This window comes from Streptomyces sp. PA03-6a, from assembly GCF_033792765.1.
Taxonomy (GTDB): domain Bacteria; phylum Actinomycetota; class Actinomycetes; order Streptomycetales; family Streptomycetaceae; genus Actinacidiphila.
The window spans coordinates 1-3,730 of record NZ_JARAVK010000465.1; the positions used below are offsets into that span (position 1 = coordinate 1).

The 3,730-nt window shown below is 65.4% G+C and carries 3 protein-coding genes; 2 read left to right on the top strand and 1 reads right to left on the bottom strand.

Going from position 1 to position 3,730, the window contains the following annotated elements; translation table 11 throughout:
* The first annotated feature begins 108 nt into the window (after positions 1–108).
* On the top strand, positions 109–462 hold the full coding sequence (locus tag PV350_RS45460) for a transposase (RefSeq protein ID WP_500339176.1): 354 nt from the start codon (positions 109–111) through the stop codon (positions 460–462).
* Between the two features lie 54 nt (positions 463–516).
* Here the strand turns inward: PV350_RS45460 and PV350_RS45465 are convergent, their stop codons facing one another.
* Complete coding sequence (locus PV350_RS45465) at positions 517–2,880, bottom strand: SpoIIE family protein phosphatase (RefSeq protein WP_500339174.1); 2,364 nt, start codon at positions 2,878–2,880, stop codon at positions 517–519.
* Between the two features lie 529 nt (positions 2,881–3,409).
* On the opposite strand from PV350_RS45465, the gene PV350_RS45470 reads away from it, so the two are divergent.
* Positions 3,410–3,730: transposase (locus PV350_RS45470; protein ID WP_500339175.1), on the top strand; the 321-nt coding region annotated here is incomplete at its 3' end.

Consider the following 3,730-nt stretch of genomic DNA (forward strand, 5'->3'; position numbering starts at 1 on the left):
CGGACAACAGTCACCGATCGCCTACGAGAGGCAGTCAGCTACCCTGACACTCGCCGCATAACAACACGAACAGGTGTCCATCCCACAGGGACAAGGCCCCTCCACGGCATCGGGAACCTGTTGGCAGCGAAGATCCTTACCCGCACCGCGGGCGTGAACCGCTTCCGGTCGGAGGCTGCATTCGCCTGCTACTGCGGCGTGGCACCTCTGGAGGTGTCCTCCGGGGACGTGAAGCGACACCGGCTCTCGCGAGCAGGAGACCGGCAGCTGAACTCCGCCCTGCACGTGATGGCCATCACCCAGATCCGCCACCCCACCGCAGGACAGGCCTACTACCAGCGCAAACGCAGCGAGGGCAAAGGCCACAAAGAAGCCCTCCGCTGCCTCAAGCGCCGCCTGGCCGATGTCGTCTACCGCACGATGCTCCGCGACCGGGATACCTCTCTGATCGCCCCCGCTTGACACAGAGAGGTGCCGTTCAATGGACAGACCCTTTTTGGCGGGATCTGACAGGAGTTAGTGCTGCTCCGTGAGGGGTTGCTCGGACCAGACCGTCTTCCCGTCGAACCCGTAGCGGGCGCCCCACCGCTCGGCGACCTGTGCGATGAGGAAGAGGCCGCGACCGCCCTCATCGGTCGTCCGGGCATGCCGTATATGGGGTGAGGTGCTGCTGCCGTCGGAGACCTCGCAGATAAGCGTGCGGTCACGGATGAGTCGCAGCCGAATGGGGTCAGAGGCGTAACGGATGGCGTTGGTGACGAGTTCGCTGACGACCAGCTCCGTGGTGAAGGTTAGGTCGTCGAGTCCCCAGGCTACGAGTTGGCGGGTAGCCAGCGCCCGGGCTGATGCGACCTCAGACGGATCCTTGGGAATGTCCCAGGAAGCAATGTGGTCCGCATCCAGTGTGCGGGTCCGGGCAACGAGGAGTGCTGCGTCGTCTGACGGCTGACCGTCGGCAAGGCTGGCCATAGACGCGTCGCAGAGGCCCTGCAGGCTTATTCGCTGTGTGGAGAGCTTTTCGAGAAGCTGCTCAAGTCCGCGGTCGGGGTCAAGGGTTGGGGCTTGGATGAGACCGTTCGTGTACAAGGCGAGAATGCTGCCTTCCGTGAGGTGAAGCTTGGTGGCTTGGAAGGGCAGGCCGCCGAGGCCGAGGGGTGGGCCGCTGGGGAGGTCGATGAGCTGGGCGTCGCCGTCGGGGGTGACGAGTACTGGCGCCGGGTGCCCGGCGCGCGAGAGTGTGCAGTCCCGGGTGACGGGGTCGTAGGTGGCGTAGAGGCAGGTCGCTCCAGTGACGTCGGTGGTGGCGGGGGCTTCTTGGGCGATCCGGCTGACCATGTCGTCGAGGTGGGCGAGTACCTCGTCGGGGGCGAGGTCGATGTCGGCCAGGGTCTGCACGGCGGCCCGGAGGCGGCCCATGGTGGCGGCGGCGTGGATGCCGTGGCCGACGACGTCGCCGACGACCAGGGCGACCCGGGCGCCGGAGAGCGGCAGGACGTCGAACCAGTCGCCGCCCACGCCGGCCTCCGCGTCGGCGGGCAGGTAACGGTACGCCGCCTCGACGGCGTTCTGCGTCGGCAGGTCCTTGGGGAGCAGGCTGCGCTGGAGTGTCAGTGCAGCGGCGTGCTCGTGGGTGTAGCGGCGGGCGTTGTCGATGCACACCGCGGCGTGCGCGGCCAGTTCCTCCGCGATGTCCAGGTCGTCAGGTTGAAACGGCGCGGGGTTACGTGAGCGTGCGAAGGTGGCGGCTCCGAGGGTGGTATCGCGTGAGCGGATGGGCACGATCATCAGGGAGTGGATCCCGAGGGCGCGCGCATGGGCGCTGCGGCTGGTGTTGTCAGTGATCCAGAGTGGATCGGCTGGGTGCAGCTCGGCGATGAGTACGGAGATGCCGTTGTCGAGCGCGCGGGCCGTTGGTGATAGAGGGAAAAAGCCGCGCTGGCTGCCGGGTAGTCCTTCTGGCAGGACATCGTTACGGATCGAGCGGTACCCGGCGCAGCGTAGGTTGGTTGCTGATGCGGCGCTCACAGGGCCGGGTCGGGGTTGCTCACCGTGGAGAACGCAGCTGAACAGGTCAACGGTGACGTGGTCGGCGAACTCGGGGACCGAGGCGTCCGCGAGTTCTTGTGCCGCATCAGTGACGTTGAGCGTGTTGCCCATGCGTTTGCGGGATTCGTTGAGCAGCCCCAGTTTTTGTTGGGCGCGATAGTGGTCGGTGGTGGGTAGGACGGTGTAGCAGGCGCCCAGTGTCTGTCCGTACTCGTTCTCCAGACGGAAGCACGAAGTCGAATAGGTCGCTTGGTATGGCTTGGGTAGTACGTGGCCGATGTGCTCCCGGCCGGTTGACGGATGTCCAGTCTCCAATACGTTGCGGATTTCTGCTTCGGTGTCCGCCACGTTGAGTCCCGGCAGGAGGTCTCCTGGACGCCGGCCTAGGAAACGGCTGCGGGGGATGCCGCACAGGTGTTCCATGGCATCGTTTACCCAGGTGAATCGCAATTCAGTGTCGAGTATGGCCATGCCTACCGGCGCTGTGAGGGTGATGCCCTCTGCCAGGGAGCCGGCCGCGGCGGCCCACCAGTTCTGGGTAGGGTCGGTCGCAAGGATTATCCGTAGGGGACAGCTGCCGGAGTCCTGGGCAGGCAAAATTTTGACTTCTAGGTCGAGGCGGCGGCCGTCTGCGCGGTGCACGGCCTGTCTGCCCTCCCAACCCCGCGCTGAGTGGAGTCGTGCCACCACGTCTGCCGCCTGTTGGTCCTCAGGGTGGCCGATCAGCGGGAAGAGGTCTGCGAACGGCTTGCCGAGAGCCTCGGAGGCAGGGTGGCCGAGAAGTTGCGTCGCACCCTCACCCCATCCGCGTACCACCCCCGCGTCGTCGACCACGACCACAGCCGTACCGGGGGTGGATGGTGCGGCCGACGGGGTGTAAGGAGTACTGGTCGAAAGATCCATACCGACCATCCCGTAAGGGTGCGTTCCCGTCGTGCCAACATTTGATCGGACGCGACGGTCGGGCTATTTCAACCATACCCTCCGTAATGATACGTATCTGTGCTATCAGCGGCGCAGCCGCTACTGGTGACAGTCCGTGCGCGTGAACGAGGTGGCCACACTAAGTGTCGGCTACAGCTGGTTACGGCGCGTCGCAATATATAGGCGAGCTCACGTGGCGGCGGGCCCTCCTCGATGACCCCGACCGGCGAAGCGCAGCCTCCATGACGTCGTGCCGTGCGCTCAACGATCCCCTAAGTCGTGCGTTGACACATCCTGAGACGGGGTTGCGTCCTTGGAAGTGGTGTACGGGTTCCCACCTGATCCGGGTGTTTGTCCCGGCGTCGGAGTGAGGGTCCGGATATAGAGACGGCCACCGGCTGATCTTCGAGATGTCTAAGGCTCGAAGGAGATCAGCACGATGACCGCATCAGACAGTTTGCCCCTGCACGCCCTTGCCGAGGAGAACCTCGCTGCGGCGAGTCCCGATCTGCTGCGCGCGATGGTCAAGACGTTCGCCGACGCGCTCATGTCCGCCGAGGCCGATGCCCTCTGCAACGCCGAATACGGGCAGGTCAGCGACGAACGCGTCAATCACCGCAACGGATATCGCCCCCGAGAGTGGGACACCAGGGCCGGCACGGTCGAGCTGGCCATCCCCAAGCTCCGCAGCGGCAGCTACTTCCCCCACTGGCTCCTGGAACGCCGCCGCAGGGCCGAACAGGCCCTGATCTCGGTGGTC